Below are 26,452 nucleotides of genomic sequence, written 5' to 3' on the forward strand. Positions count from 1 at the left end.
CTCCTATCCTGACCCCCAAAGCTTAGAAAGCACCACCTTACCGGTGAGCGTGTTATATCCTAACCATATAAGCATAGCGAGCATAAAACCAAAAAGAACCCGCAGATATATCACAAAAGCAGGAGCCATTCCAGTCTCTATTAGCCTTCTTATCATGCGGGCTATCCCCCACGTTAGGAAAAGAAGCCCTAAGCATATCAATGCCTGCAAATTAAGAGGTTTCAACGCCAACTTTCCCTCCAGAGCTGCTTTTTAACCATGAGATTTATTATGAATCTAAATCTATCTCCAACGCTCGGATTATAAAACTCTATAAGCAGATACATAAAGAGAACAAAGGCTATAACGAAGATAATGAATATAAATGTATTTTTACTCATCGGGAGTTAAGCTTCGCCTCCCTTCTTAAGATCTCTCTGCCTATTATTACACCAGATATAGAAGCCTGAATCAACCCCCTCGTTATACCAGCGCCGTCTCCTCCCGCGAAAAGGTTTCTCACCTCTGTCTCTAATACCGGTGAAAGTCTAAGTTTTGATGAGTAGAACTTGACCTCTACACCGTAAAGAAGGGTAAATGGGGAAAAAACTCCCGGTGCAATTCTATCCATAGCTTCAAGCATTTCCCTTATATCTAGTAGATATCTATACGGCAGAACGAAGCTTAAATCTCCCGGTATTGCTTCCTTGAGCGAGGGTTCAACAGGTCCTCTGTTAATTCGATCAAAGGTAGAACGTCTTCCACTTAAGAGATCTCCCAATCTCTGTACTATAACTCCCCCGCTTAAAAGGTTAGCGAGCCTCGCTACATGACTGCCATAAAGGTTAGGCTCATGAAAGGGGTCAGTGAAAGATGTGCTCACAAGAATAGCAAAATTAGTCTTATCGGTTTTTCTACTGCCATAACTATGACCGTTTACGGATAATACCTTTTCCTCCTCATTCCACTCAACCACCACTTCACCGTACGGGCACATACAGAAAGTTCGAACTCTGTCATCAAAGGACTTCGAATAGTAAATAAGCTTAGCCTCGTAAAATACGCTTGTTAAATCTTCCATAATAGCAGCTGGCGTTTCAACTCTAACTCCTATATCAACGGGGTTTTGCTCGAGAGAGAGGCCTAATCTTCTCGCTTGTTCCTCAAGCCAAGGAGATCCAGATCTTCCAGGAGCTATAACTACGTATTTTCCCTCTATTTCTTCTCCAGTCCTTAGCCTAACTCCCTTTACTCTTCCAGAAATGCTATCAACTAATATCTCATCAACCTTGGTCAACGTTCTTATTTCAGTTTTCTGCCTTAAAAGCCTTTCCATGTTTTTTAAGACATCATAGCAATTTTCCGTCCCAAGGTGTCTTATTTTCATAGGTACCAATTTTAGGCCAGCTTTCTGCGCTAATGAAGTATATTTCGCTACCTCATCGGGCGAAGGATCAAAGACTTTATTCTCCCCTCCAAAGCGAGTGTACACCTCATCCACATAATTCAAAAGCTCGAGCATAATCTCAGACGGTAATAACTCCCGTAGCCTTCCCCCTGCATCTAAGCTAAGAGTAAGCTTTCCATCGCTGAAAGCTCCCGCTCCTCCCCATCCAGAAAGAAGGGCACAAAAAGGGCACTTTCGACATTCACCGCCCTTTTCTCTCATAGGACAGATTCTTTTATCTATAGAGGGACCTCTTTCCAATATAAGGACGCTTAAGTTTGAGCGCTCCACTATCTCAAGAGCGCTAAATATCCCAGTAGGACCCGCGCCAACTATAATAACGTCATACATATCCGTTTTCTCTCATAGAATCAAGTATTTCTAAAGCTATTTGAAGGGAGGTTCTCCCATCCCCCCTTGGATTCCTGCGGGAGATTACATTATTTATAAACGAAGAGAGCTCCCTCTTTAAGGGTTCTTCCACTGAAACGAGCTTTAAGTGCTCAATAGAAGAGAAACCATTAAGACCATATACAAATATTTCTTTGCTTCTATAGTCCAAAACGATCTTTCGATCTCTTTCCACAATTTCAAGTTTTCTTGAGCTCATAGGGCTTACTCTGCTCACTATAAAGTGAGCTACACAGCCCCCTTTGAAGCGCACGTAGGCCGAGGCTATATCTTCATGGGGGGAAACAATAGAGGCTCCAGCCCCACTAATCTCTTCAATTTCAGCAGAATCTCCTAATAGAGAGAGAACTATATCTATATCATGAACCATTAAATCAAGAACGACACCTACATCAAGATTCCTATTCGCAAAAGGGCATAACCTCTTGGCCAAGATGAGCAATGGTGAGGAAACATACCGAGGAAGAAACGAAACTATAGGATTAAATCTTTCCACGTAGCCAACCTGAAACACGACTCCTCTCTCTTCAGATATTTTGAAAAGCTCATCTGCCTGCCACAGACTTGTCGCTATAGGCTTTTCAACGAGAACGTTTATCCCTCTACTCAGGCAATCTCTCGCAATCTGGTAATGAGATGTAGTAGGAACAGCCACACTAACTGCGTCTATTTCTTCTTTCTCAAGCATATCACGATAGTCTTTATAGGCAGAACAGCTATACCTCCGAGCGATCTCTTCAGCTCTTTTTCCTATTATATCCACAACAGCCACAAGCTCCGAGGCTTCGAGCTCACTATATATTCTTGCGTGATGCTTTCCTAAATAGCCAACTCCTATGACGGCAGTTCGTACCCTTTTCATTATCTCTGACACCCTTTTATATTATCCCTTAAAATTAATCCTAAGGCATCACCTTTATTCTTTATCTTTCCCACTTTCTGCAGATAAAGCAATCTGCTTTTTATAGTTCCTACCAGCGGTCCTGGCTTTAAACCGCTTATACGCATTATCTCTCTCCCACTTAAAATTGGCTTTACTTTCATAACATGTTCAAGGTGATGGGCAGAAATTTCTGCTATCTCAGCTAAGGAAACCCTCTCCTCGTCCGATACCTTTTCTCCACGCGTCGCTCTAAGATCCGCAATAGAAAGGAGGAAGATCCCCTTAGCATCTCTTTCCACTCTAAGAAGCCAATTTATGAGAGATCTTTCCCACGGTTTTCCCACATTACGCCTTTTCAAGAAAAGCAACGGCATCATGTGGTTGTAAACGAGCCTCCATATGAACTTGATTTCCTTTCTGTTAAAAAGCAGGGATCTGGCTATACCCGTCGCTATGCGTGCCCCTATAAATTGATGCCCTTTAAATGTTATCTCTCCGTTGACTCTCCTAAAGCAAAAAGGTTTCCCTATGTCATGAAATAAAGCTGAAAGCTTAATAAGATGCTTGATTCTATGTCTCCCAATATTGAGATCTAAATAGCCCTTATCAGCCCAACTGGGAGGATTTAAGAGGATATCTTCGACCGCTTCCACGGTTAGCAACGTATGTCCTAAGACGTCAAGATGATGATGAGAGCTTTGAGGCATTCCTTCCATATATCTAAAAGGAAAAAAGAGCGACCCAAGATATCCTACCTCAGCCATGTCCTTTATCGCCTTGGAAAAAGAACCACCACATAGGAGCTTTTTCCACTCTTCAGCTATCCTTTCCTTAGCGGAAAACCTCCAAGGCGAAAATCTCCCAATGGATTTTATCAACGTTTTGGTAAAGCCATCTATCTTAAACCCAAGCTCCGATCTAAACCTGAACGCCCTTAAGATCCTTATTCTATCCTCAAGCAGTGAGCTTAAGCTATTTGCTTTTATCAAACGAGAAGCTATATCACTCAAACCATTTAAGGGATCGAAAAACTCCTCCGTTCTTATATTTAAAGCCATAGAGTTAAGAGAAAAGTCCCTTCTCTCCAAATCAATTATTATTCCATCTCCTTTTAGTGGCGTGAAATCGAAGACAAACGGATGCTTAATCACTCTGTAGGAGATTAATCCCTTTCCAAATACAACAAGTTTGCCCCCTATTTCAGATGCAAATCTTAGGGGTATATTAGAAGACCTTGGAGAAAACGCTATGTCTATGTCCTTTGTTGGTCTTCCCAGAAAGAAATCTCTTAATGCCCCTCCCGTGAGAAAGAGATTCTCATGCGCAGTTGATATTCCGGCTAATCCAAGATACCAGTAGTTTTTTCTAAAGAAGCTTCTTAAATCCTCAATTCTCACCTTTTCCCTCTATCACTTCGAGTATTTTTCCAACCAGATAGAGTGATCCACACACGCAGACAATTTTCTCAGGATATGAAAGAGCTCTCTCCAAAGCATCCAAGGGATCTTCGCTTCCTTCAAGAGCTATTTTCTCGCTCTTGAAGGTAAGTCCTCCCACCTTTAAGAGATCGCAAACCGGTAAAGCCCTTTCAGTTCCAACGCTGGTGAATATGAACCTCCCTGCTACTCTCGAAAGAGACTCCAGCATTCTTTCATATCTTTTATCTCGCATGACACCAAAAACAAATGATACTTTCTCTTCAGGAAAAAGAGAGCTTAGCGATGAAACGAGAGCCTTAGATCCATGTGGATTATGAGCTCCATCAAAAACCACGATTTTCCCTCTCAGCCGCCTTATATCAAAACGCCCTTTCCATCTGACACTCTTTATGCCTCTTCTTATACTGCTCTTGCTTATCCTCACTCCCTCTTTATCCAGAATCAACGCTGATTCAACGACAAGAGAAGCGTTTAAAAACTGATACATTCCTCTTAAGCCTATTTCTATGTTCCTTAAAATGGTATCTCCTGCCAGAAAATCCATGATCGGACTTTCATCTACTACACTTCCAACTTTTACGACCTTGAAATCGAAGTCTGTCCCTACCTTATAAAGACATGCTTCACGCTTGGCGCAGATATCATTTATAACTTCAACAACTTCCTCCTTCCTCTCCCCGAGAACAACAGTAGCCCCCCTTTTTATTATACCGGCTTTCTCTTTTGCTATCTCCGCAAGGGTATTCCCTAAATAGCTTTCATGATCATAATCAACCGTGGTTATAATACAATGAATAGGATTAACCACATTAACCGCGTCAAGTCTTCCTCCTAAACCGATTTCAAGAACTGCGATATCCACTCTCTTTTCCCTGAAATAATCAAAGGCTATAGCGGTCATGACCTCATAAAAGCTCGGTGAATCGCTCATGCTTTCGGCCAAGTTTAAAATCCTTTCTCCTATTCTTAAAAGCGAGCCCTTATCTATCCAACAGCTATCGACAGATATCCTTTCTCTTATGTCATAAAGATGAGGAGAGATATAAGAACCAACTTTATAACCGGCATTTTTAAGCACGTTGGATAACATGGCAACGACCGAGCCTTTCCCATTAGTACCGGATATAACAATACTTTTGAACGAGCTCTGAGGATCACCCAGCTTTTTAAGAAGCTTTTCTATCCTGTTAAGGCCTAAGCGTATACCTGCGGTTGTCCTTATGGAGTTTAGCCTTTTAAGAAAAGATTCGTATTCAGCTGAGAAGCTCAAGGTGTCTTTCTATTCTCTCCTTTCTATCTTCTAAGCCTTTTAATTTTTTCCTCTCCTTTTCAACTACTTCTCTTGGCGCTCTCTCAAGAAATGCCTTATTAGACAGCTTAGTTTTTACTTTTTGAATATCCTCTTCTATATCAGATATTTCTCGCTTAAGTCTGCTTATTTCCTTCTCTAAATCCATAAATTCACCGAGAGGCATAAAAATCTCCGCCTTGTTCATAACCCCCACAGCGCACCCCTTAGGCCTCTCATAATCAGGATCTATCGAGAGCTCAGATAGGGAAGCAAGCGATGTAAAGTAACCTTCCAGGGAGCGGATAAGGCTTGCAAACTCCTGATCATGAGGTTTTACAACTATCTTTACCTTCTGGCCTGGCTGAATCCCCATTTCTGCCCTCATGTTTCTTATTAACCTTATTGATTCCATTACATCTCTCATCTTGCGCTCTGCATCTTCATCCACAAGCTCTTCCTGATACGAAGGCCAGGGTGCAACTACTATGCTTCCCTCAACAGCTGGAAGACGATGCCAGAGCTCCTCCGTTACAAACGGCATATATGGATGAAGAAGTCTCAGAATAACGCTTGATACCTTCCAAAGAACATATCTAACACTCTCTTTCCTTAGACTATCCGCAGAAGAATCATAAAGTGTCTTTTTGGAAATCTCTATATACCAATCGCAGAACTCTCCCCATATAAACTCGTAAAGAGCTTTTGCTGATTCCCCTATATAGTATCCTTTCAAAAGCTCAGAAACTTCCTTTATGATCCTCTGAGTTCGGCTTAATATCCATCTATCAGCTAAGTCGAGCGAGAGAGCATCTTCGGAAATGGATGTCGGATCAAAGCCCCTCAGGTTCATCAGAATAAACCTAAGAGCATTCCAGATCTTGTTGGCAAAGTTCTTGGAGGACTCTATCTTCCCCTCCGAAAGCTTTATATCTCTTCCCTGAAGAGCCAATGAAGCCAAGGTGAACCTTAATGCATCAGCTCCATACTTTTCTATCATGTCGAGAGGGTCGATCACATTCCCAAACGATTTAGACATCTTTTTCCCTTCCTCATCTCTAACAAGGGCATGAATGTAAACATCATAGAAGGGAACATCCCCCATAAACTTCAACCCCATCATTATCATCCTCGCTACCCAGAAGAAGATTATGTCAAATCCCGTAACGAGGAGATCCGTCGGATAATAGTACTCAAGATCCGGTGTTTTCTCTGGCCATCCTAAGGTCGAAAACGGCCAGAGAGCGGAACTAAACCAAGTATCTAAGACATCTGGATCCTGAAAGAGATCCTGAGAACCGCACTTTTCGCATTTCTCAGGAGGATCTACAAAAGCGTTCATATGACCGCAGTTTCGACAATACCATACCGGTATCCTATGTCCCCACCACAACTGACGGGATATACACCAATCCCTTATGTTTTCCATCCACTCATAGTAGACCTTTTCCCAGGTCTTTGGCACAAGCTTTATCCTTCCCTCTCTGACTGCCTTAATCGCAGGCTCAGCTAAAGGTTTCATCTTAACGAACCACTGCTCTGAAAGATAAGGCTCTATAACCGTTTTGCATCTATAGCAATGTCCAACAGCATGAACGTAATCTTCAACCCTCTCAAGCAAACCTTCCTTTTCAAGATCTTCAACGATTCTTTCCCTACACTCGAATCTATCAAGTCCCTTATATCTTTCCCCTGCATCCTCATTCATCGTAGCATCTGGATTCATCACTTTAACGAGTGGCAAATTATGCCTCTGTGCAACTAAAAAGTCATTAGGATCATGTGCAGGGGTAATCTTAACCGCTCCCGTGCCAAAGGACGGATCAACCATGTTATCTGAAATTATCGGACCTATTCTATCAGTAAGAGGAATTCTCACTCTCTTTCCAACCAGCTCTTTATATCTCTTATCATCAGGATGAACAGCCACTGCAACATCTCCAAGTATGGTTTCAGGACGCGTGGTTGCAACGACTATATAGTTCCCTTCTTCTCCAACTATAGGATATCTTACATACCAAAGCTTTCCGTTAACCTCCTGATGTTCAACCTCTATGTCAGAAAGAGCCGTTCCACAGCGTGGGCACCAGTTTATGATATAGTTCCCCCTATATATAAGGCCTTCCCTAAAGAGCCTCACAAAAACTTCCCTAACAGCCCTCGACAATCCCTCATCTAAGGTAAATCTCTCCCTATCCCAATCACATGAAGCCCCAAGTCTCTTGAGCTGTAAGATAATTCTTCCACCATATTTCTCCTTCCACTCCCACACTTTCTTAAGAAATTTCTCCCTCCCGAGCTCCTCTTTTGTTAAACCTTCCTGAGCAAGCGCCTTCTCAACAACGTTTTGCGTCGCTATTCCCGCATGATCAGTTCCAGGAAGCCACATTGTGTTATATCCCTGCATTCTCCTCCAACGAACGAAGATATCCTGAATGGTATTATTTAGCGCATGTCCCATGTGAAGCGATCCAGTAACATTAGGAGGAGGAATAACTACAGAAAACTTTTCGCGAGACGGGTCCACCTCACTATGGAAATAGCCCTTCTTAAGCCAGTAGCTATACCACTTTTCCTCCACCTGAGAGGGATCATATGATCTTGGAAGATCAGGCTCCATAAGGGTACTCTCCTCCCTTCTTGTGGATCAGGTTTTCTATTAAATTCCAAGCTTCCTTTTTACCCTCACCGGTTAAGGCAGAAAAAAGGACATACCCCCACTTTTCAAGCGGGTAGTATCTCTTTGCTTTTTCCACCTGAACTTTTATGGAAGATCTACTTAGCTTATCTATTTTTGTAAAAATAAACCCCACTGGAAGCTCGAGAGAGCTCAACCATTCAAAGAGCCTAAGATCATTATCCATGGGAATGTGCCTTATATCTATGATCTGCAAAAAACCTAAAATCACACCCCGCTTCCGCACATAGGCTTCCACTAAGCGAGCCCATCTTTCTCTCTCGCTCAAGGAAACCTTAGCATATCCATAACCTGGAAGATCTACAAGTATAAATTTCCTATCTATAAGATAAAAGTTAAGAGACCGCGTTTTGCCAGGTGTTGAGCTCGTTCTTGCCAATTTCTCTCCAAGTAAAACATTTATAAATGAGGATTTCCCAACGTTTGATCTTCCTGCAACTGCTATTTCAGGAAGACCCCATGGAAGAGGTATCCTCTCAGGCAGATATACGCTCGCTATTAACTTTCTTTCCCTTTTCATTCGACATCAGAGCGATCTCGAGAACCTCATTCATTCTCTCCACAAAGCGAAAATCTATCTTTCTTCTTATAGAAGAAGAAATTTCAAGCGTATCTTTTTCGTTCTCTTTGGGAAGAATTACCGTATTTATTCCCGCCCTATGCGCGGCTAAAACCTTCTCCTTTATTCCTCCAACAGGTAGAACCTTGCCTCTTAAAGTTATCTCACCGGTCATAGCTACATCTCTTCTTACCGGACGCTTAGTTAAAACTGAAGTTAAAGCTGTTAGCATGGCAACCCCAGCTGAGGGCCCATCCTTAGGGATAGCTCCCTCGGGAACGTGAATATGTATATCCAAGTTCTTATAGAAATCCCCCTTTATGCCAAGCTCTCTTGAATGGCTTCTTATATAGCTTACAGCAGCTTGAGCAGACTCCTGCATAACTTCACCGAGATTTCCCGTCAGGGTAAGTTTACCTTTCCCCTTCATGGTTACCGCTTCAACGAGAAGAATTTCCCCTCCTACCTCAGTCCACGCCAAGCCAGTAGCAACACCGATTTCGTCCTTCTCCTCTGCAACCCCATACCTATACTTTGGAGGCCCGAGATAAAGATGAATATTTTGAGCGGTAACCTTAAACTCTTTTTCGTCACCTTTGCTTTCCACAACCTTACGAGCTATTTTCCTACAAATTGAAGCTATTTCTCTCTCCAAATTTCTGACACCGGACTCTTTGGTATACTCCCTAATGATCTTTTGAAGAGCTTGTTCAGTAATCTTTACCTTTTTCTTTTTTAAGCCATGGCGCTCAAGCTGTTTGGGAATCAAATGCTTCAAGGCTATCATTATTTTCTCCTCTTCAGTATAACCCGGTATATGTATTACCTCCATCCTATCAAGGAGAGCCCTCGGAATAGTGTAAGTAACATTAGCCGTCGTAATAAACATCACTTCAGAGAGGTCAAAGGGAACCTCAAGAAAGTGATCACTAAACGAGTGATTTTGCTCGGGATCCAAGACCTCAAGAAGAGCTGCAGCAGGATCACCTCTGAAATCCATACCTATCTTATCGACCTCATCGAGCAAAAAGACAGGGTTCTTAGTTCCCGCTTGTCTTATTTTCTGAATTATCCTGCCAGGAAGAGCACCTACATAGGTCCTTCTGTGTCCTCTTATTTCGGCCTCGTCTCTCACCCCACCCAAGGATATTCTGACAAACTTCCTATTAAGTGCTCTTGCTATGGACCGCGCTAAAGAGGTTTTCCCAACACCAGGAGGTCCCACAAAACAGAGTATCTGACCACGCATTTTCTTAGAAAGCTTTCTAACGGCGAGATATTCCAAAATCCTCTCCTTAACTTTATTCAAACCATGATGATCTTCATCAAGTATTCTTGCAGCCCTCGTGATGTCGAGCTTATCTCTCGTCCTCTTTGACCATGGAAGAGAAACGAGCCAATCAAGATAGGTTCGAACAACCGTAGCCTCTGCAGCCATAGGAGGCATCTTTTCAAGCCTCTTTAGCTCATGAAGCGCTTTTTCCTCAACTTGTGGAGGCATTTTTGCCTCTTTTATCTTCTTAGCATACTCCTCAATCTCTTCTGACGCCTCTCCAGTCTTCCCAAGCTCTTTCTGAATGGCTTTTAGCTGCTCCTTAAGATAATACTCCTTTTGCGTTTGCTCCATTTGCTTCCTTACTTCCTCATGAATTTTCTTTTCAAGCTCAAGTATCTCAACCTCACGGACAAGGAAGGAAAGAAGCTTTTTAAGTCTTTCTTCCGGCAAAACAGCCTCAAGTATCTGCTGTTTTTCCTGGAGCTTTATATGCATGTTAGCTGCGATTATATCAGCAACTCTACCAGGCTCACCGAGACTCATAACGGTTATCATTATCTCTGGAGGAACCTTGGGATGAAGTTTAACGTATTTTTCGAACTCACTAATAACATTTCTCAAGAGCGCCTCAACGTGAGGTGAAGTAGGTACCTCAAGTGAAATCGGGGTTATCCTTACCTCAAAGAACTCATCTACTCTTAGAAAAGTATCTATCCGAACCCTTGACTTTCCCTCAACGAGCACCTTAACGGTATTATCCGGAAGCTTAACCATTTGATGTATATGACAAAGCGTTCCAATAGAATAGATGTCCTGCGGTTTCGGATCCTCAACCTTTGGGTCCTTCTGAGCGGCTATAACTATTAGTCTGTTGCCGAGCATAGCCATTTCGAGCGCTTTTAGCGATTTAGGACGTCCAACGAAAAGCGGAGCCACTATATGAGGAAAAACTATAACGTCTCTTACTGCAAGCAAGGGTAATACCTCTTGCATCTTCGTTTGAGGCAGAAGTCCTTCCATCTACACCTATCCCTCCTACGCTAACCTTCTATAAGTATCAACCATTTTAGACATACCTCTCTCTGGTGCTCCCTCCAATACGATAGGAGGAGCCTTTCTCTCAACCGTTTCCCTGGTAATGACACACTTCTTTACCCTCCCAGAAGAAGGTATATCAAACATTATATCAAGAAGAATATCCTCAATTATAGCCCTTAAACCGCGAGCTCCGGTTTTTAATTCAAGCGCCTTTTTAGCTATAGCTTTTAAAGCTTCCTCTTCAAACTCTAAATCTACTCCGTCAAGCTCAAACATTCTTTGATATTGTTTCACAATGGAGTTTTTGGGCTCTTTCAGAATCCTAACAAGCGCTTTTTCATCCAATGGATGAAGTGTAGCTATAACTGGCAATCTTCCAACAAACTCCGGTATCAAGCCATACTCCAAGAGATCCTCTGGTAAAATTTTCTCAAGTATCTTGCTGATCTCCATTTCGTCTTCCTTCACTATATCCCTGCCAAATCCCAAGCTTCTTTTTCCTATTCTTCTACCAATTATATCCGCAAGCCCATCGAAAGCTCCTCCACAAATAAAGAGTATATTTGTGGTATTCACAGGAATAAATTCCTGGTAAGGATGCTTTCTTCCTCCGCGTGGAGGAACATGGGCGATCGTTCCCTCAAGTATCTTAAGCAGTGCCTGTTGTACTCCCTCACCAGAAACATCCCTCGTTATAGAGGGACTATCGCTTTTCCGAGCAAGCTTATCTATTTCATCAATATACACGATGCCACGCTCTGCCCTTTTGACATCAAAATCGGCAGCTTGAAGAAGTCTTAGGAGAATATCCTCAACGTCCTCCCCAACATATCCCGCCTCGGTTAATGTAGTTGCATCAGCTATTGCGAACGGTACGTTAAGCATCCTTGCAAGCGTCTGTGCAAGAAGGGTTTTGCCGCAACCAGTAGGCCCTATGAGAAGAATATTGCTCTTCTCAATCTCAGCACTATCATCATTGTAAAAAACACGCTTATAATGATTGTAAACAGCAACCGCGAGGATCTTCTTTGCCCTTTCTTGACCAACGACATAATCATCGAGAAATCTCTTTATATCAGTGGGTTTCGGTAATGCCGTTCTTATAGTCTGAGGTCTATCATCTTCCATCTCCGCATCGAGAACCTGCTTGCAGAACTCCACACACTCATTACATATACAAACATTAGGCCCAGCAATCATCCTCTTAACCTCATCTTGGCTCCTACCACAGAAAGAACAGTAAAGCTTTTGCCTATTTCTCTCACTATTTCCTCTATAAGTTATCATTGACGTTTCACTTCCTTCTACTTATTACTTCATCCACAATGCCGTACCCCTTAGCGTCTTCCGCCGTCATGTAGAAATCTCTGTCCGTGTCCTTTTCTATCCTCTCTAAGCTTTGACCTGTATGCTTAACAAGAATATCGTTGATTAAACTCCTTAATCTCATTATCTCCTTCGCTTGAATATTTATATCGGTAGCCTGCCCTTGAGCCCCTCCGAGAGGCTGATGAAGCATAATTCTTGCATGGGGTAAAGCATAACGTTTTCCCTTCGTACCCGCTGCCAAAAGAACTGCCGCCATACTTGCTGCCTGCCCTATGCATATAGTGCAGACATCGGCTTTTATATATTGCATAGTATCATAAATAGCAAGTCCAGCAGTAACAAGCCCCCCTGGACTGTTTATGTATATGTAGATATCCTTTTTAGGATCCTCAGCTTCAAGAAAGAGCAACTGAGCAACAACAATATTAGCAACATTATCATCTATAAGCTCGCCTATAAATATTATTCTATCCTTAAGCAAACGTGAATAAATATCATACGCCCTTTCTCCTCTATGTGTTTGCTCAACTACTACCGGAATCAGCATTTTCCTTCTCCTCACCTCTCCCCGAAACGTATTCTACAATCCTATCTATAGCTTTCCTCTTTATTATATCATCTTTAAGGACCTTTGCTCTTTCACCCTTCCCCCAAACTGCCTTCACCTTCTCATACGGAATTCTATTTTCCTCAGCTATCTTTTTAAGCTCCTCATCAAATTCCTGTTCTGAAAGAGAAATGTCTTCTTTTTTGGCTAAAGCATCCAACACGAACTCGGTCTTAAGCCGTCTTTCAGCTCGCCTCCTATAATACTCCTCTATCTTATTCCCCTCAAGCCCCATCCTGCTTAAGAAATCTTCAAGGCTTAACCCATACTCTTTGGCTTTCCTCGCATCGCTCTCTTTTAAATACTCTATCTCCTCAGCAATGGCTTCCTCAGGAATCTCAACCTCGGATAACTCAAGAAGCTTTTCAATCACCTTTTCCCTAAAGATCCTTTCCGCTCTCTTACTGAGCTCCTCTTCAAGTGCATTCCTTATTGCATTTTTCCACTCTTCCAATGAGCTATAGCCAAAAGTCGCAGCAAAGTTATCATCTATAGAAGGAAGCTTCTTCTCCTTTATATCCAGAACCCTAATCCTAAATTTTTCTCCCTTAAATTCCGCTTCTCTTTCATCTCCTGCTTTTGCTCCTCTAAGCGTCTCCTCGAACTCATCCTTCATAACTACCTGCATCTTTCTCCACTCCTCACTTCTCTCATCCTTTATCTCTATTAATAGGAGATCCCCCTCTTTAGCGCCCCTGTCTTTAACATCTTCAAAGGTTGCGCTTTTTTCCTGATACTCCTTAAGAACCTCATTTACCATATCATCGTTAACCTCTATCTCTTCTTTAACGACATCTATGTCTTTGTAATTTCCAAGTTTCACCTCCGGTTTTAGGACAAGATCAACGTTAAAAACGAGTGGTTTACCATCCTCTACCTGAGAAAAAGATATCCGAGGACGCACGATGGGCTCTAATCTTAAATCCCGTAAAGCATCTTCATAAGCTGGAGGCGCTACCTCCTGAATCGCCTCATCATATAGTGTCTTCTTACCATAAATAGCTTCAAAAACGCTTCTTGGAACTCTTCCCTTCCTAAAACCCGGCACCTGAGCATTTTTAACAAGCTTTCTAAAAGCTCTATCGACAGCTTCTGCAAAGACATCAGCCGGGATCTCAATTTTTACCCGCACGCGACACCCCTTTCTTTCCACAATCTCAGCTTTCATTATTTTCCCTCCCCGATCAAATATTAAAAGGATGCTTCTTAATTAAGAAGCATCCTTCCTACACAGAAATCAAAAACATTTTACCGATAGCTAAATAATAAAGCAAAAAATCACTGGTGCGAGAGGTGGGATTTGAACCCACACGGCATTATGCCACCAGATCCTAAGTCTGGCGCGTCTACCAAGTTCCGCCACTCTCGCAACCACCAGAACTTAATCTCATTCAAAAAAAATGGTGGGTCGTGCAGGATTCGAACCTGCAACCCCCTGATTAAGAGTCAGGTGCTCTAACCAGTTAGAGCTAACGACCCACCTCTCTATCCTCTTGGGGTGAACGAGGGGACTCGAACCCCCAACCCCCAGGTCCACAGCCTGGTGCTCTAACCACTTGAGCTACGTTCACCATATAAAAAATTTATTAGATGGTGCGCCTGGGGAGACTCGAACTCCCAACCTACGGATTAGAAGTCCGTTGCTCTATCCTGTTGAGCTACAGGCGCACCCTCCTACTTTCTGGAGCGGGAAACGGGATTCGAACCCGCGACCCTCGGCTTGGAAGGCCGATGCTCTAGCCACCTGAGCTATTCCCGCTCTTTTTCAAAGAACTGGTCGGGGCGAAAGGATTCGAACCTTCGGCCCCCTGCTCCCAAAGCAGGTGCGCTAACCAAGCTGCGCCACGCCCCGCCGCCCTATATTCTATCACGCCTTTTTTCTTCAGTCAAGAGAGATAGAATTAAATCTCCAGGTCTTTCAGCTTCTTTTGAGCTCTCACAATAGCAGAAATGGTCTGCATGAGAACATCGAACTTTTCAACGCTTTCATTCATTAATTTCACCGCATCTCCAAGCTCTGAGGATCTTCCCCTTATCTGAGTCTGAGCCTCGCTCAAAACGCTGGAGATTCTCCTCAGAAATTCCTGATTATATTCCATAAAATTCATTATCTGCTTTAGAGAGTTTTCAAAAGCCTCAAACACCTTTTCTATTATCCTAAGGCTATTTAAGGCCGAGGTCACCGAAACAGAGATATGTTTTATCCTCTCATTTATCTCAGAGGAAACGTGATTAGCTTCACCAGCAAGCTTTTGAACCTCAGACGCAACCACCGCAAAACCTTTGCCACGCTCCCCAGCTCGAGCTGCTTCTATAGAAGCATTCAATGCGAGTAAATTCGTCTGCTTCGCTATCTTGGATATAGACCTTATAAGGTCGGCTATCTCCGAAAACTTCTCAAGCGCGGAGGAAGCCTCACCAAGAGCTCTTCTTATATCCTCGTTTACCTTTGCAAGATCGGTTCCCGATTCCTCAAGCTCCTTAACAAGCCTGCTCCTTATCTCTTCCATCTCTCCCGCGGTCTCATCTATCTCCTGAAAGCTCTTATCAAAACGCTCAACCAATCCCTTAAACTCATCAGACATCTCTATAAAATCGCGAGAAAGATCGCCCATCTCCTTCTGAATACTCCCTATTCTCCTTAACAAGACTTCATCGAGTTGTTCCATAAAAGATGTCATTACATTTTCCGCAAAGAAGGCAGAGGACATCTTCTTAAGTACTTTCCTATTCATCATCTATCACCTTCCGTATATTTCATCGATGAGCTCCACACCACAGGTCAAGTTAGAAAACCACCTCAAGAATTCCTTCACAGATTCCCCTTTCATAACCGCTCCGTGCTGAGGAGCTATCATATCTATCTTTCTCTGAGAAACTATATCCACCCATTTCTTACAAGCTTTTCCAGAAACCATATATCTTCTGTGAAATCCCTCCATCAGCTTAAGATGCTTTTGAAAATCCTCAACGATCGGATAACGCCCTCCTTTTGGAAATATGGCAGCACCTATGTCCCCTGAAAAGAGGATTTTAGAAGTAGGATCATAAAGACTAAAGTTGGCAAGAGAGTGTAGAAAGTGAGCTGGCAAGCACTCAAGCTCACGACCACTTCCAAACTTTATCTTCATCCCACGATCCGGTATCCCCTTAACCCTCTTTTGATCATATATCCCAAAGTGAGGGAGAAACCTCAACCACAGCTCTGAGATATAAATGTTCGCTCTCTCTGCTATGGATAACCATAGCATCACTCCAGAGGAAACATCTGGATCTTGATGAGAGAAAAATATATGCTTAATTTGATCAAGGCTAACGTGCTCTGCCACATTAGCCAAAACTCTTGGAAAAACGTGGGCCCCACCTGGATCAAGAAGAACAGCTTCATTCCTGTCCAATATAAGATATTGGTTTGTCTGAACTATTCCCTCCTCCTCTTCCTCCTCCCATCCCAGAAGTATGAACTTATGCTCTTCATCCTCATAAAGCGTTATGCTTGTTGTGCTCAAAGCGCTTCCCTCCTTTCCTATACGCTCTATCTTAATTTATAACATATGTTATGGACTTCCGTAAGAGCACCTGTTATAATTTAGGAAAAAACAAAATATAAGTTCAAAGCGGGAGGAAATGAAAAGATGATAAACAGAGATGACTATACTTCTTTTCCAAAGGAATACGAAAACTTTAAAAAGAAGTTTTTTGAGCTTTCTGGAATTAACTTAAACTCTTACAAGCATCAAATACACAGAAGGGTCCATATGTTAATGAAGAAATGGAATATAGATGACTATGATGAGCTTTTTAAGCTCATAAGCACCGACAAGGGGAGATACATGGACTTCTTAAACTACCTTACGATAAATGTTTCCGAATTCTTTAGAAATCCAGAACGCTTCGACATCCTTGAGAAAGAAATTATTCCCATGATTATGCGCCCTGACAAGTCAATCAAAGCATGGAGTGCAGGGTGCGCTACTGGTGAGGAGCCATACTCACTTGCTATAGTATTTGAAGACCTAAGAATAAAGAAAACGCCCCGTATTTTAGCAACAGATATAGATCGCGATGCTATAGAAAAAGCCAAAAGAGGAATATATGAAGCAAAACAGCTTTACAATGTAAGGCCAGACAGACTTAAAAAATATTTCCTTAAAAAGAGCGACAACCTATATGAAGTCTCCCAAGTTATAAAAGACAGGATTAACTTTAAACGCCACGATCTCGTTTTAGATCCCTTCGACAAGGACTTTGACCTTATCCTTTGTAGAAATGTAGTGATATACCTCGAAAGAGAAGTTAAGGAAAAACTATACCGAAAATTTAAGGACGCCCTTCGTATTGGAGGAGTCCTTATGGTGGGCAACACCGAACAGATCTTTGGATACAAGGAGATGGGCTTCCGCTCGATAAAGCCCTTTTTCTATCAACGAGTCAAATAGGACTCGGCAAGCTTCCAATAGTTAAGAGAATGTTCCTCAAGCCCTCTTCTTTCTTCATCGGTTAGCTCTCTCATTACCTTTCCTGGAACCCCCATGACGAGAACGCATGGGGGTATTTCTTTACCCGGAGGAATAACCGTTCCCGCAGCTACTATAGTATGGTCTCCTATTACTACCTTATCGAGCACTATTGCTCCCATACCTATAAGAGAAAAATCCCCTATCTTGCAAGCATGAATTACAGCAGAATGACCTATAGTAACTCCTTTACCTATCACTGTTGGAATGTCTTTATCAACGTGAATTACAGTGTTATCCTGAACATTACTCAGATCTCCAACTATTATAGGAGCGAGATCTGCCCTTAATACCGCCCCAAACCATATGCTAACTCTCTCCCCCAATCTAACATCACCGATTAATTTCGCACTTTCAGCTATAAATATTTCCTTACGTTTCATAGAAACACGCCCCTTTTTGTTAGTGTGCTCGTACTATATCTTTAATCTTCATAAGCCTGGTTAAGGTTGCCCTCTCCATCTCATCAAGCTTCATGGTTATATATGAGATGGTTTCCTCCAACTGAGGAATCATAACGTACTCTAAAGCGTTAACCCTTCTTCTGGTTCTTTCAATCTCATCCGCAAGGAGAACCACTGCTTTTTCTATCTCAGCAAGCTTTATGAGCTTAGGAAGCAAATCAATGAAGTTATATAGAGCCACATCAAGTTCCCCCGACGTTTGCCAAAAACCATAATTAACCGGATTTCCCTCTTGATTGAAGTCAAATTTAGGAACGAATACGCTCATCATGTTGACCCTACTTACCTTAAGGTAGGTTTTCACACCTGGAAGGAGCAGAGCTTCTTCCAGGCTTCTACTGCTCATCACCGCACGTGCTCCAAGAAAGTTAACATAGGCTTTTTGAAGCTCCTCTTCGAGCTCCTCTCTGAGCTTTTTATTCTCGCGAACCAGCGATATAAATTGTTTTATCAAGGCATCTTGCTTATCCTTAAGCAGCTTATGACCTCTTTTAGCTATAGCAAGCCTCCGCCTTAGGCGGAGGAGCTCCATTCTATTGGGATTAACCCTCAGTTTCATTGCTCTTCTTCTCCCTTAACCTCGGCTTGAGATACCTCTCCTTAAACTCATCTCTAACTCTCTTAAGCTCCTTCATCGGTAGCATGGTCAGAAGCTCCCACCCGAGATCAAGCGTCTGTTCTATAGTCCTATCCTCATACTCTCCCTGTCTCACATATTTATCCTCAAACTCATCAGCGAATTTCGCAAACGCCCTATCCTCTTCAGTCAATGCACCTTCTCCAAGTATAACGGCGAGCTCCTTTGCCTCTTTACCTCTGGCATATGCGGCAAAGAGCTGATTCAGTAAGTCCGCATGGTCCTCTCTCGTCTTCCCTTTACCTATACCCTTATCCTTTAACCTTGACAAGGAGGGAAGAACATCAACGGGTGGATAAATTCCCTTTCTATGAAGTTCCCTGCTTAATATTATCTGTCCTTCTGTTATATAACCGGTTAAGTCAGGAATAGGATGAGTCTTATCATCCTCTGGCATGGTCAGTATAGGTATCTGAGTTATGGATCCCTTTTTACCCTTTATTCTTCCCGCTCTCTCATACATCGTCGCAAGGTCTGTATAAAGATAACCAGGATATCCCCTTCTCCCAGGAACCTCCTTTCTGGCAGCTGAGATCTCCCTTAAAGCCTCACAATAGTTCGTCATATCAGTAAGGATAACCAAAACATGCATATCAAGATCAAAAGCAAGATACTCTGCCGCTGTTAAAGCCAAGCGAGGTGTAGCTATACGCTCTATAGCCGGATCATCAGCAAGATTTATGAACATAACTGCTCTTCTAATCGCTCCCGTCCTGTTAAAATCTTCTATGAAGAAGTTTGCCTCTTCAAAAGTTATACCCATAGCGGCAAAAACAACGGCAAACTTCTCTTCAGAGGAAAGCACCCGTGCCTGTCTGGCTATCTGAGCCGCCATACGAGCGTGAGGAAGCCCACTTCCCGAGAATATGGGCAGCTTTTGACCCCTGACAAGGGTATTCATGCCATCTATCGTGGAAATTCCCGTCTGAATGAACTCAGAAGGGTAATCACGCGAATAAGGATTTATCGGATTACCATTTATATCAAGCCTTTTTTCAGGTATTATCTCCGGACCGCCATCTATGGGCCTACCGGAACCATCAAAGATCCTTCCAAGCATGTCCCTACTCACGGGTAGCTCCAAAGCTTTGCCCAAAAATCTTACCTTAGCATTCTCTATATCAAGCCCTGTGGTTCCTTCAAATACCTGCACCAGAGCCTTATCAGTCGTTATCTCAAGGACTCTTCCTCTTCGAAGCTCTCCGTTTCCAAGCTGAATCTCAACAAGCTCGTCATATTTAACATCCGTGACCTTTTCAACTACTATAAGAGGTCCAGATATGCCACTTATGGTTTTATACTCTTTGATCAAGGTCACTCACCTCCGCTGGGAATGAGAGCATATATTTGCTTTCTGAGCTTCTCCTCGATCTTATCGAACTCATCAAGCCTATTCTCAGGTATATACTTCATTCTCGCTATATCTTCAAGGACTTCCATCTTTTCTATATCTCGGAGCGGGGCCCCCTTCTTAAGAGCATCCTGAGCGAGCCTATAAAGCTCCATAATTATTCTCAGCATCCTGTATTGCTTCGCAAAAGAAGTATAAGTGTCTATCTCATGGAAAGCATTCTGATGGAGAAAATCCTCTCTTATAGACTTGGCAACATCAAGCTTTAATCTATCTTCCTTGGAAAGAGCATCTATACCAACTAATCTGACAATCTCCTTAAGCTCTGCCTCTTCCTCGAGCAGTTTCATAGCCTCCTTTCTGATCTCAACCCACTCCTCTCCAACCTCTCGTCTCCAATAATCTTCAAGAGCATCCATATAAAGCGAATAGCTATTTAACCAGTTTATGGCAGGAAAATGCCTCTGATATGCAAGCTCAGCGTCTAAACCCCAGAACACTTTGACAACTCTTAAGGTATTCTGAGTAACAGGTTCCGAGAGGTCTCCCCCAGGTGGGGAAACCGCACCTATAACGCTTATAGACCCTATGCGATTATCTTTCCCAAGACATATAACTTTGCCAGCTCTCTCATAAAAAGAAGCCAGTCTCGTGCCAAGATAAGCCGGATACCCTTCTTCACCAGGCATTTCTTCAAGCCTACCTGATATCTCCCTTAGAGCTTCCGCCCATCTTGAAGTGGAATCAGCCATAAGGGCAACGTCATAACCCATGTCTCTATAATACTCAGCCATGGTTATCCCCGTGTAGATAGATGCCTCTCGCGCAGCAACCGGCATATTAGATGTATTAGCAACGAGAATGGTTCTCTTCATAAGAGGCTCACCAGACTTGGGATCAGTTAGATGAGGAAACTCTATTAAAACATCGGTCATTTCGTTCCCGCGCTCTCCACAGCCTATGTATACAACTATATCAGCACTTGCCCATTTAGCGAGCTGATGCTGTATAACAGTCTTCCCACTCCCGAAAGGTCCAGGGACGCAAGCAGTTCCTCCCTTTGCCAGCGTGAAAAAGGTATCTATTACTCTTTGACCGGTTGTGAGTGGTTCATCCGGGGAAAGCTGCTTTTTAAAGGGTCTTCTTTGCCTAACAGGCCATTTCTGCATCATAGTAATTTCTATTTCTTTTCCATCATCATCCAGAACCGCTATCACATCCTCAACCGTGTAGTCTCCCTCCTCAGCAATCTTCTTAACTTTTCCCCTTTTACCGGGTGGAACCATTATCTTATGATCAACGAGGACCGTCTCTTTCACAACTCCCAAGACGTCCCCTTCCTCCACCACTTCTCCTTCTTTAACGCTCGGAACGAAATGCCATTTTTTGTTCCTATCAAGGGCATTGATTTTTAAGCCGCGTGCTATAAAGCTGCTTTTAGTTATCTCTTCTATAATGTTTAGGGGTCTTTGAGTCCCATCAAATATCGATTCTATAAGTCCCGGGCCCAGTTCAACGCTTAACGGCATTCCCGTAGAAACTACGGGCTCTCCTGGACCTATTCCTGATGTCTCTTCATACACCTGAATATAAGCCTGATCCCCTTTTAGTTCTATTATCTCGCCAACGAGACCATGCTTACCGACATAGACGACATCATACATTCTTGAACCGAGCATATTATCAGCCACTACAAGAGGTCCAGAAACCTTTACAATCCGTCCTTCTTTCATGCCCAACCTCTCCTTTTACATTGGGTTATGATGATTTAAATATATCTATACCCACTGCCCTCTCCACGTTTTTTCTTATTTTATCCCTGGCAAATCCAGTAGAGCCCTTTACGCTCGGAATTACCAGCACCGAGCAACTTGTCTCCCTGTTAACGCTATCCACAACGGGCTCTATTAAGGATGCTATCTCTTCGGTTATAAAAACAATCCCATACCCCTTCCTAACAAGATCATTTAGAACGCTTCTTGCTTCTCTCAAATCCTTAACCACAAAGGTATCTATCCCAACTGCCTTAAAACCTATAGCTGAGTCGTAGTCTCCTATCATTCCAACTCTAAACGTACGCATCTCTCAACCTCTCCCTTAAAATGTTCCCCGGTACTCCAGCATGCTTACCGGTTATAACAATCCTCAGATTCTTGACTTCCATCTCCTTGGCTATCATAAAACCAACTATCGGCTGAATCCCAAACATAATGAACTTACACCTTTTAGCATAATCTATAAGGTAGTTATCGACCAATCTTTCAAGTAGTGCAAGGTTTTTGCTTTCCTCGTAAACATTCGCCATCTCCTCAATTAATTTACCATAGGGAGAATAAGCCGTATTTTTTACAAGGACATCTGAGCTATCTTGATAGCTTTCAACAAGTTTGTCCTCATCCAGCATGCCATCCGGGATCAAGACATCAGCGAGGAAGCTCTTTGGTTGCTCTGCAAGCTTTACCCTGAAGAACGTCATTATATTAGTCAAATCTATGAGCGTTTTCATATATTCCTTCAAGAAAGGCTCTTCGAGCTCTCTCGCTTCCTCAAGCATAAAGTGAAAGTATAACTTGTCCAATGTTATATCTATAAATCTTGTATCAAGCTCGGCCTTTTCCATGCTTTCTAAGAGCTCTGAAAGTATATATACCCCATCCCTTCTGTAAAACGGAAGATAAACATATTGTTCATTTTCTATTATAGATATGAGCCTGTCTAAAGGAACAGTTCCCATATCTACAAGAACATCCCAGTTTTTCCTGCCACCTCGCTTTGCCAAAACCCTATTTTTAAACAAAACCTTAAGATTGAATAAATCGTATGAATAAAGGAAAAACTTCTTTAACCTATTACCAGGAAGCACCTCCCGTAGAATGCTTGATACTCTTCGAAGTTCATCCTCCCAAAGAATATCAAAATCCTCCGCTTCTCTTAAGCCATAAACCGTTTCTCCCAATAGCTTCCTTATATCTTTTATCGTTTCAGCATCTATAAGTCTATGAAAGAAAGAAATCGGTAAAAGCTCGTTTTCTAGGTATCTAACGCGCGCTGCAGCATAGACATACTTAAAGTTCCTTTCCACTTTCCTCTCTAACCTCCTCAGGAAAGAGCTTTTCTACGACCCTATCTTCCCACTTCTCTCGTATATCCCTAAAGATAGCCTCAAGCGAAAGATTAACATCCACATCTCCTCTGCTTAGTATCAATCCCCTCTTAAAGTCCCCTCTTCCCCTGGAGAGACGCAGATTCCAGCCCTTTTTCTTATTCAAACTCTCGATAAATTTTGCATCTATTAGCTTCTCCTCTTTTCCGAGTATGACTTTCTCGCTTTTAGCCTCAACTGCACGATCCAAAAGTTTCTCGAAAAACCCGAGATAATCCCTACGCGAAAGATTTTCTATCTGTTTTCGCGCTTCCTCAAAAACCTCGTCAAGGAGCCTTCTCTTAGCAGCGAGCATCTGCTTCTTGTTTTCAAGCTCAGCTACCACGCGCCTTCTTTCGATCTCCCGTCTTTTTAGCTCTTCCGTTTCAGATTTGGCTTCCTCAATAAGTTTATCAATCTCATCCCTGGCTTTTTTCAGAATCTTCTCTCGCCTTTCCTCCGCTTCCTTAAGTATCCTCTCAGCCTCTTTTCTGGCGTCTCCGATAATCTTTGACTTTATATCTTCCAGAGACATGCTATATGCCTCCTTATAACTTTATACCGTTTAAAAGGAGCACAGTCATGAGAAGCCCAAGTACCGCGTATGTCTCAACCATAGCGGGGAGAATAACCGCCTTACCTGCCTCTTCCGGTCTCTTCGCTATTAGTTGAATACACGCAGCGGATGTTTTCCCCTGCGCTATTCCAGATATAAGCCCAACGATTGCTACTGGCAAAGCGGCAAAAGCTATAGCAAGCCCTTGCTCAATGGTAAGGCTAACAAGGTGTCCTCCAAGGAGACCAATTTTGTTCATTATAAGGAAGCCGGCGAGAAGACCATATATACCCTGCGTGCCCGGCAACGCCTGGAGCAGCAAAACCAGTCCAAACTTCTTTGGATCCTCTGTGAGAACTCCGGCACCCGCCTCACCTGCTATGCCGACACCTACCGCCGATCCTGATCCAGCCAAGCCCGCAGCCAAGGCAGCTCCACTTATAGCTATAGCAGTACTTAATTCCATACCCCATACCTCCTTTTAATCTGCTATCCTGGTAAATTTCGTGTTTATAGAGAACGGCTCAAACGCCTTACCTCCACCAGTATAAAACTTACTGAAAAACTCCACGTATTGTAAACGCGTTGAGTGAACAAAAGCACCCAAGGAATTCACCAATATGCTTAAGATATGACCTATTATCAAAATTACCACGGCTATTATGACCCCCACAAATGGGACGTTAATCACCATCATAGCAAGCATATTAACTATCATAGCAATAACGGCAGTTCCTAACCCCAGAGCCAACAATCTACTATATGAGAGTACATCGCTTAAATAACCCATCACATCATATAGACTAAATACCCCTTTTAAAATGCGCTTTATGATATTTTTCTCCTCCCTCCCTTGGGTAGCCACGAGAAGAAGCGCACTACCTCCTACCATCGCGTACACGAAGTTTCCCCAAGACTGTGGGACCTTACCCACTTTAAAGGCTCCCAATAGCAGCAGGGATGATAAGAACCACAACCAGCCGAACTGATCAAAGATAGCATCTCTCAGATTCCCCTGCCTTATGTTAACGTAAGCTTTAAGTATAAGACCAACAAAAATGTGAACTATCCCAAGCGCCAGCGATATTCCCAAAACCAGCATAGGATTCTCCATGGGATCAAGGAGCTTAGCCTTGCTTAATAGCTTCCCCAAGCTATTAAGCCACGATATCTTATGAAAGAGATCACCGAACCACGCGGCTTCCATTCCACCAAAGATAATTGTGGAGATGCCTCCCAAGAGAAGAAGAAGGAAGAACTTCTTCGCACCCAGGGGAATCCTATCCCGATATCGAGCTAAAACCATGCTCACTAATATGGCTATAACAAGCCCATATCCTGCATCTGTGAGACAGAGACCAAAGAAAACGAAGAAAAACGGTGCGAAAAATGGAGTGGGATCTATATCTTTTCCGTAAATCGGAAGCCCATAAAGGGCAGTCAGGACCTCAAAAGGTCTAATAATAGGATGATTTTCAACTACCACCGGGACGTTATCCTCAGGAGACGGCTCCTCAAAGCTGTAAGCGACCACGCCTTTGTATTCCCCAAGAAGCTTCCTCACTCTTTCTTCATCGCTCTTCCTAAGCCAGCCTTCAAACATAAAAACCTTAGAGGTAACTAAGAAGTTTGAATCCGCCTTCTGCTTAGTTAAAGCTATCGAAAGGTAGTCATAAACGAGCTTTAACTCGTCGAGATACAATAGATACCCCTTAAGTTTATTTAGGTTTTCTTTCTCTTCCGAATCGAGCTTTTCCAGCTCTTTCTCTATATCCGCTATAGCTTCTCTCGGAGTTCCCTTCCGCTTCGGAACGGTAAAAGCGTTAAAATTATAGTTTCTAAGAATCTCCTGGAGGATTTCACTCTCCTCCCGGAGATAGATCAGCGCAAAAGCTTTTTCCTCAGGAGGAGATGGCAAAAAAATTATCTCCCACAATGAAAGTTTCTCCTTTATATCTCTGCTAAAGCTTTGAAACTCCTCATTCTTGAGAGAACCAATTATACCCAGCGTTCTTAGCGTTCCCACCTCAAAGAACTCCAGCGGAACGCCCAGGGACTCCCAAGATCTAAGGAGTTCCCTCTCGGAAACAAGCTGCGCTCTTTTATTCCTTATTTCGATGGACCTTCTCTCTCTTTTCCTTATATCCTCAACGATTTCTCTGTAATTTAGCTTTTTTACCCTGCTTTCAAGCTCCTCCCGTGAAAGATGGAACTTGCCAGCAAACAATGAGTCCATCAAACCCTTTTTGCTTTCATTTATACTCTCAAGATATTCTATAGCAAGCCTGAGATCGTTTAAGAATGATTCCATTTCTGCGTAAGCTCTCCCCTCTGCTCCAACGGAAAGTCCAAGCTTTTGAATCTTATCTCCAAGCGCAGATGGTAGATCTATAAATTCTACAACCCCTAACCTTTGCAAGGATTCGATAAGTTCATCTTTAACGGACTTATGCGATATAACCCGAAGCTTTAGCATTTCACTAACCGGCATATTCTTTAAGCACCTCTTCTACCAAAATTTTAGAAATCTCTTCTACCTTCGCTCTCTGCTCCTCTTCAAACTCCTTAGCTTGTCTTTCACCCTCGGAAACTATCTGCGCAAAGAGCTTTTCTCCTTCCTCCCTGCCCTCCTGAATGGCTCTTCTTCTTATCCTTATGGCCTCCTTTCTCCCCTCAGAAAATATCCTCGCTGCTTCCGTATTCGCTCCCTCAATAAGAGCTCGTGCCTTCATCTTAGCTTCCTTTATTATCTCCTCCGCCTCTGCTTCGACTTTCTTTATTTCCTCAACGATGTTCTCCTCCACGATAATCACCCCCACTTTCCGTATTCT

The 26,452-nt window shown here is 42.8% G+C and carries 25 protein-coding genes and 6 tRNA genes; 1 reads left to right on the forward strand and 30 read right to left on the reverse strand.

Annotated elements, in window-relative coordinates; genetic code table 11:
- Positions 1 to 3 precede the first annotated feature (3 nt).
- The 20 genes from J7M13_06985 to J7M13_07080 form a co-directional block, all read right to left on the reverse strand.
- Positions 4 to 225: a flagellar biosynthesis protein FliR gene (locus tag J7M13_06985; GenBank protein MCD6363725.1), complete on the reverse strand. Its 222-nt coding sequence runs from the start codon at positions 223 to 225 to the stop codon at positions 4 to 6.
- Entirely contained in the window at positions 222 to 380 is a 159-nt protein-coding gene (locus J7M13_06990; protein ID MCD6363726.1) for a hypothetical protein, read from the reverse strand. The genes J7M13_06985 and J7M13_06990 overlap by 4 nt, the downstream gene beginning before the upstream one ends.
- The gene (locus tag J7M13_06995) at positions 377 to 1,777 is read right to left on the reverse strand and encodes an FAD-dependent oxidoreductase (protein MCD6363727.1); all 1,401 of its coding nucleotides are present in this window, start codon (positions 1,775 to 1,777) and stop codon (positions 377 to 379) included. Before J7M13_06995 ends, J7M13_06990 begins: the two co-directional genes overlap by 4 nt.
- Positions 1,770 to 2,699 (reverse strand): Gfo/Idh/MocA family oxidoreductase, encoded by a 930-nt coding sequence (locus tag J7M13_07000; protein ID MCD6363728.1) that lies wholly within the window; start codon positions 2,697 to 2,699, stop codon positions 1,770 to 1,772. The genes J7M13_06995 and J7M13_07000 overlap by 8 nt, the downstream gene beginning before the upstream one ends.
- A complete protein-coding gene (locus tag J7M13_07005; protein MCD6363729.1) occupies positions 2,699 to 4,117 on the reverse strand; it encodes an HD domain-containing protein in 1,419 nt (472 codons plus the stop codon). Before J7M13_07005 ends, J7M13_07000 begins: the two co-directional genes overlap by 1 nt.
- Complete coding sequence (locus tag J7M13_07010) at positions 4,107 to 5,429, reverse strand: bifunctional folylpolyglutamate synthase/dihydrofolate synthase (GenBank protein MCD6363730.1); 1,323 nt, start codon at positions 5,427 to 5,429, stop codon at positions 4,107 to 4,109. The genes J7M13_07005 and J7M13_07010 overlap by 11 nt, the downstream gene beginning before the upstream one ends.
- Complete coding sequence (locus J7M13_07015; protein ID MCD6363731.1) at positions 5,413 to 8,067, reverse strand: valine--tRNA ligase; 2,655 nt, start codon at positions 8,065 to 8,067, stop codon at positions 5,413 to 5,415. Before J7M13_07015 ends, J7M13_07010 begins: the two co-directional genes overlap by 17 nt.
- On the reverse strand, positions 8,057 to 8,665 hold the full coding sequence (locus J7M13_07020; GenBank protein MCD6363732.1) for a YihA family ribosome biogenesis GTP-binding protein: 609 nt from the start codon (positions 8,663 to 8,665) through the stop codon (positions 8,057 to 8,059). Before J7M13_07020 ends, J7M13_07015 begins: the two co-directional genes overlap by 11 nt.
- Positions 8,622 to 11,000, reverse strand: coding sequence for an endopeptidase La (gene lon, locus J7M13_07025; protein MCD6363733.1), 2,379 nt, complete (start codon positions 10,998 to 11,000; stop codon positions 8,622 to 8,624). Before lon ends, J7M13_07020 begins: the two co-directional genes overlap by 44 nt.
- Before the next feature lie 15 nt (positions 11,001 to 11,015).
- Complete coding sequence (gene clpX / locus J7M13_07030; protein MCD6363734.1) at positions 11,016 to 12,305, reverse strand: ATP-dependent Clp protease ATP-binding subunit ClpX; 1,290 nt, start codon at positions 12,303 to 12,305, stop codon at positions 11,016 to 11,018.
- A gap of 7 nt (positions 12,306 to 12,312) precedes the next feature.
- On the reverse strand, positions 12,313 to 12,894 hold the full coding sequence (gene clpP / locus J7M13_07035; GenBank protein MCD6363735.1) for an ATP-dependent Clp endopeptidase proteolytic subunit ClpP: 582 nt from the start codon (positions 12,892 to 12,894) through the stop codon (positions 12,313 to 12,315).
- Positions 12,872 to 14,122, reverse strand: a complete 1,251-nt coding sequence (tig, locus tag J7M13_07040; GenBank protein ID MCD6363736.1) for a trigger factor — start codon at positions 14,120 to 14,122, stop codon at positions 12,872 to 12,874. Before tig ends, clpP begins: the two co-directional genes overlap by 23 nt.
- A gap of 114 nt (positions 14,123 to 14,236) precedes the next feature.
- Positions 14,237 to 14,323: transfer RNA gene (locus J7M13_07045), tRNA-Leu, on the reverse strand.
- 32 nt (positions 14,324 to 14,355) lie between these two features.
- Positions 14,356 to 14,433, reverse strand: a tRNA-Lys gene (locus J7M13_07050).
- A gap of 15 nt (positions 14,434 to 14,448) precedes the next feature.
- Positions 14,449 to 14,525 (reverse strand) — tRNA-His (locus J7M13_07055).
- 20 nt (positions 14,526 to 14,545) lie between these two features.
- A tRNA-Arg gene (locus J7M13_07060) sits at positions 14,546 to 14,622 on the reverse strand.
- 14 nt (positions 14,623 to 14,636) lie between these two features.
- A tRNA-Gly gene (locus tag J7M13_07065) sits at positions 14,637 to 14,713 on the reverse strand.
- A 15-nt stretch (positions 14,714 to 14,728) separates the two neighbouring features.
- Positions 14,729 to 14,806 (reverse strand) — tRNA-Pro (locus J7M13_07070).
- Positions 14,807 to 14,855: 49 nt separating this feature from the next.
- Positions 14,856 to 15,689 carry a chemotaxis protein gene (locus tag J7M13_07075; GenBank protein MCD6363737.1) on the reverse strand — a complete coding sequence of 278 codons (834 nt, stop codon included), beginning with the start codon at positions 15,687 to 15,689 and terminating at the stop codon, positions 14,856 to 14,858.
- Between the two features lie 6 nt (positions 15,690 to 15,695).
- On the reverse strand, positions 15,696 to 16,463 hold the full coding sequence (locus tag J7M13_07080) for an MBL fold metallo-hydrolase (protein ID MCD6363738.1): 768 nt from the start codon (positions 16,461 to 16,463) through the stop codon (positions 15,696 to 15,698).
- Between the two features lie 126 nt (positions 16,464 to 16,589).
- On the opposite strand from J7M13_07080, the gene J7M13_07085 reads away from it, so the two are divergent.
- On the forward strand, positions 16,590 to 17,393 hold the full coding sequence (locus J7M13_07085) for a protein-glutamate O-methyltransferase CheR (protein ID MCD6363739.1): 804 nt from the start codon (positions 16,590 to 16,592) through the stop codon (positions 17,391 to 17,393).
- Here J7M13_07085 and J7M13_07090 read toward each other — a convergent pair.
- From J7M13_07090 to J7M13_07135, 10 genes are read right to left on the reverse strand one after another with little or no spacing between them, the layout of a single operon-like run.
- Positions 17,378 to 17,854 carry a gamma carbonic anhydrase family protein gene (locus J7M13_07090; GenBank protein ID MCD6363740.1) on the reverse strand — a complete coding sequence of 159 codons (477 nt, stop codon included), beginning with the start codon at positions 17,852 to 17,854 and terminating at the stop codon, positions 17,378 to 17,380. The genes J7M13_07085 and J7M13_07090 overlap by 16 nt on opposite strands.
- 19 nt (positions 17,855 to 17,873) lie before the next feature.
- Positions 17,874 to 18,494, reverse strand: coding sequence for a V-type ATP synthase subunit D (locus J7M13_07095; GenBank protein MCD6363741.1), 621 nt, complete (start codon positions 18,492 to 18,494; stop codon positions 17,874 to 17,876).
- Positions 18,478 to 19,890 (reverse strand): V-type ATP synthase subunit B, encoded by a 1,413-nt coding sequence (locus J7M13_07100; protein ID MCD6363742.1) that lies wholly within the window; start codon positions 19,888 to 19,890, stop codon positions 18,478 to 18,480. Before J7M13_07100 ends, J7M13_07095 begins: the two co-directional genes overlap by 17 nt.
- Positions 19,887 to 21,656, reverse strand: coding sequence for an ATP synthase subunit A (locus J7M13_07105; protein ID MCD6363743.1), 1,770 nt, complete (start codon positions 21,654 to 21,656; stop codon positions 19,887 to 19,889). The genes J7M13_07100 and J7M13_07105 overlap by 4 nt, the downstream gene beginning before the upstream one ends.
- 25 nt (positions 21,657 to 21,681) lie before the next feature.
- Positions 21,682 to 22,005 (reverse strand): V-type ATP synthase subunit F, encoded by a 324-nt coding sequence (locus tag J7M13_07110; GenBank protein MCD6363744.1) that lies wholly within the window; start codon positions 22,003 to 22,005, stop codon positions 21,682 to 21,684.
- Positions 21,992 to 23,005 (reverse strand): V-type ATPase subunit, encoded by a 1,014-nt coding sequence (locus J7M13_07115; protein MCD6363745.1) that lies wholly within the window; start codon positions 23,003 to 23,005, stop codon positions 21,992 to 21,994. The genes J7M13_07110 and J7M13_07115 overlap by 14 nt, the downstream gene beginning before the upstream one ends.
- Positions 22,989 to 23,600, reverse strand: a complete 612-nt coding sequence (locus J7M13_07120) for a hypothetical protein (GenBank protein ID MCD6363746.1) — start codon at positions 23,598 to 23,600, stop codon at positions 22,989 to 22,991. Before J7M13_07120 ends, J7M13_07115 begins: the two co-directional genes overlap by 17 nt.
- A gap of 13 nt (positions 23,601 to 23,613) precedes the next feature.
- Positions 23,614 to 24,087, reverse strand: coding sequence for a V-type ATP synthase subunit K (locus J7M13_07125; GenBank protein MCD6363747.1), 474 nt, complete (start codon positions 24,085 to 24,087; stop codon positions 23,614 to 23,616).
- A gap of 15 nt (positions 24,088 to 24,102) precedes the next feature.
- Positions 24,103 to 26,112, reverse strand: a complete 2,010-nt coding sequence (locus tag J7M13_07130) for a hypothetical protein (GenBank protein MCD6363748.1) — start codon at positions 26,110 to 26,112, stop codon at positions 24,103 to 24,105.
- Positions 26,102 to 26,425: a hypothetical protein gene (locus J7M13_07135; protein MCD6363749.1), complete on the reverse strand. Its 324-nt coding sequence runs from the start codon at positions 26,423 to 26,425 to the stop codon at positions 26,102 to 26,104. The genes J7M13_07130 and J7M13_07135 overlap by 11 nt, the downstream gene beginning before the upstream one ends.
- Between the last annotated feature and the right edge of the window lie 27 nt (positions 26,426 to 26,452).

This window comes from Synergistota bacterium (genome assembly GCA_021159885.1).
In the GTDB taxonomy this organism is placed as follows: domain Bacteria; phylum Synergistota; class GBS-1; order GBS-1; family GBS-1; genus AUK310.

Excerpts from the sequence above, each read along its gene's own strand:
- J7M13_06990 (MCD6363726.1), bottom strand. The coding sequence starts at position 380 with ATGAGTAAAAATACATTTATATTCATTATCTTCGTTATAGCCTTTGTT.
- J7M13_06995 (MCD6363727.1), bottom strand. The coding sequence starts at position 1,777 with ATGTATGACGTTATTATAGTTGGCGCGGGTCCTACTGGGATATTTAGC.
- J7M13_07000 (MCD6363728.1), bottom strand. The coding sequence starts at position 2,699 with ATGAAAAGGGTACGAACTGCCGTCATAGGAGTTGGCTATTTAGGAAAG.
- J7M13_07015 (MCD6363731.1), bottom strand. The coding sequence starts at position 8,067 with ATGGAGCCTGATCTTCCAAGATCATATGATCCCTCTCAGGTGGAGGAA.
- J7M13_07020 (MCD6363732.1), bottom strand. The coding sequence starts at position 8,665 with ATGAAAAGGGAAAGAAAGTTAATAGCGAGCGTATATCTGCCTGAGAGG.
- lon (MCD6363733.1), bottom strand. The coding sequence starts at position 11,000 with ATGGAAGGACTTCTGCCTCAAACGAAGATGCAAGAGGTATTACCCTTG.
- clpX (MCD6363734.1), bottom strand. The coding sequence starts at position 12,305 with ATGATAACTTATAGAGGAAATAGTGAGAGAAATAGGCAAAAGCTTTAC.
- clpP (MCD6363735.1), bottom strand. The coding sequence starts at position 12,894 with ATGCTGATTCCGGTAGTAGTTGAGCAAACACATAGAGGAGAAAGGGCG.
- tig (MCD6363736.1), bottom strand. The coding sequence starts at position 14,122 with ATGAAAGCTGAGATTGTGGAAAGAAAGGGGTGTCGCGTGCGGGTAAAA.
- J7M13_07075 (MCD6363737.1), bottom strand. The coding sequence starts at position 15,689 with ATGAATAGGAAAGTACTTAAGAAGATGTCCTCTGCCTTCTTTGCGGAA.
- J7M13_07085 (MCD6363739.1), top strand. The coding sequence starts at position 16,590 with ATGATAAACAGAGATGACTATACTTCTTTTCCAAAGGAATACGAAAAC.
- J7M13_07090 (MCD6363740.1), bottom strand. The coding sequence starts at position 17,854 with ATGAAACGTAAGGAAATATTTATAGCTGAAAGTGCGAAATTAATCGGT.
- J7M13_07095 (MCD6363741.1), bottom strand. The coding sequence starts at position 18,494 with ATGAAACTGAGGGTTAATCCCAATAGAATGGAGCTCCTCCGCCTAAGG.
- J7M13_07105 (MCD6363743.1), bottom strand. The coding sequence starts at position 21,656 with ATGAAAGAAGGACGGATTGTAAAGGTTTCTGGACCTCTTGTAGTGGCT.
- J7M13_07110 (MCD6363744.1), bottom strand. The coding sequence starts at position 22,005 with ATGCGTACGTTTAGAGTTGGAATGATAGGAGACTACGACTCAGCTATA.
- J7M13_07120 (MCD6363746.1), bottom strand. The coding sequence starts at position 23,600 with ATGTCTCTGGAAGATATAAAGTCAAAGATTATCGGAGACGCCAGAAAA.
- J7M13_07125 (MCD6363747.1), bottom strand. The coding sequence starts at position 24,087 with ATGGAATTAAGTACTGCTATAGCTATAAGTGGAGCTGCCTTGGCTGCG.
- J7M13_07130 (MCD6363748.1), bottom strand. The coding sequence starts at position 26,112 with ATGCCGGTTAGTGAAATGCTAAAGCTTCGGGTTATATCGCATAAGTCC.